2 protein-coding genes are annotated in these 1,506 nt (G+C 69.0%); both read right to left on the bottom strand.

What is annotated here, in order from left to right:
- Positions 1–49 precede the first annotated feature (49 nt).
- The gene (leuD, locus tag VNR91_RS09000; protein WP_325490429.1) at positions 50–682 is read right to left on the bottom strand and encodes a 3-isopropylmalate dehydratase small subunit; all 633 of its coding nucleotides are present in this window, start codon (positions 680–682) and stop codon (positions 50–52) included.
- A 105-nt stretch (positions 683–787) separates the two neighbouring features.
- The coding region (locus tag VNR91_RS08995; protein WP_325490428.1) for an aconitase family protein at positions 788–1,506 on the bottom strand (719 nt) is incomplete at its 5' end.

Here is a 1,506-nt window from a genome sequence, read left to right as displayed (position 1 = left end):
CTGGCCGGCGCCCGCCACCGGATCGGGCAGCTCCGCCAGCTTCAGCGTTTCAGGTCCGCCCGCTACTTCCGACAGCAATGCCCGCATGACCGCTTCTCCTCTCGATCCACGGGCGGCTCCGCGCCATGCCCGATTCGAAATTCGAAATCGCGGTATCCTGCGCCAAGGTCAAGCCGATCTCGTCCAGCCCCTGCATCAAGCACATGCGGCGGAACGGATCGAGGGTGAAGGCGAAGCGATCCTGATAAGGGGTGGTGACGGTCATCGTCTCAAGATCGACGGTGACGGGATTGTCCCGTGCCACCTCGACCAGCCGGTCGACCGCTTCCTGCGGCAGCACGACGGGCACGATGCCGTTCTTGACCGCGTTGCCCGAGAAGATGTCGGAGAAACTGGGCGCGATCACCACCTTCACCCCCAGATCGCCGAGCGCCCAGGCGGCGTGTTCGCGGCTGGAACCGCAACCGAAATTCTCACCCGCGATCAGGATCGGCGACCCGGCATAGCGCGGATCGTCGAACAGGTTGCCCGGCTGGGCGCGCACCGTTTCGAACGCGCCCTTGCCCATCCCCTCACGGCTGATCGTCTTGAGCCAGTGCGCGGGAATGATGACGTCGGTGTCGACGTTCTTCGCGCCCCACGGATAGGCGGTGCCTTCTACCGAGACGACCGGATCAACCATGCGCGCGCAATCGTGCATCGGCCGTGGGCTTCGGGTGGGCGGTCGCCCACACCGCGCCGACGGCGCTGACCAAGGTTCCGGCGACGAGCAGCACGATCACCCTCTTCATGCGGTCTCTCCCATCAATTCGCGCACATCGGCAAGACGCCCCGTCACGGCGGCGGCGGCGGCCATCGCCGGCGAGACGAGGTGGGTGCGCGCGCCCGGCCCCTGCCGTCCGACGAAATTGCGGTTCGAGGTGGAGGCGCAGCGTTCGCCCGCCGGCACCTTGTCCGGGTTCATCGCCAGGCACATCGAGCAGCCCGGTTCCCGCCAGTCGAACCCGGCCTCGACGAAGATGCGGTCGAGCCCCTCCGCCTCGGCCTGGCGCTTGACCAGCCCGGAGCCGGGGACGACCAGCGCCTGACGGATGCGGTCGGCGACGTGGCGCCCCTTCACCACCGCGGCGGCGGCGCGCAGATCCTCGATCCGGCTGTTGGTGCAGCTGCCGATGAAGACATGCTCGACCGGCACGTCCTGCATCGCCAGCCCCGGCGTCAGCCCCATATATTCGAGCGAGCGCGCGGCGGCGGCGCGCTTCGACGGATCGGCGAAGCTTTCGGGATCGGGCACCACGCCGGTGATCGCCACCACGTCCTCCGGGCTGGTGCCCCAGGTCAGCGACGGCGCGATATCGGTGGCGTCGATGCGCACGACCCGGTCATAGGCGGCGTTGGCGTCGGTCGGCAGGCGGCGCCACGCGGCGACCGCGCGGTCCCACTCCTCGCCCGCCGGCGCCATCGGGCGCCCCTTCAGATAGGCGAAGGTGGTGTCGTCGGGCGCGA

This window comes from Sphingomonas sp. (assembly GCF_035555815.1).
In the GTDB taxonomy this organism is placed as follows: domain Bacteria; phylum Pseudomonadota; class Alphaproteobacteria; order Sphingomonadales; family Sphingomonadaceae; genus Sphingomonas.
The sequence above is the reverse complement of the archived record's forward strand: the minus strand, read 5'-3'. Positions and strand labels throughout refer to the sequence as shown.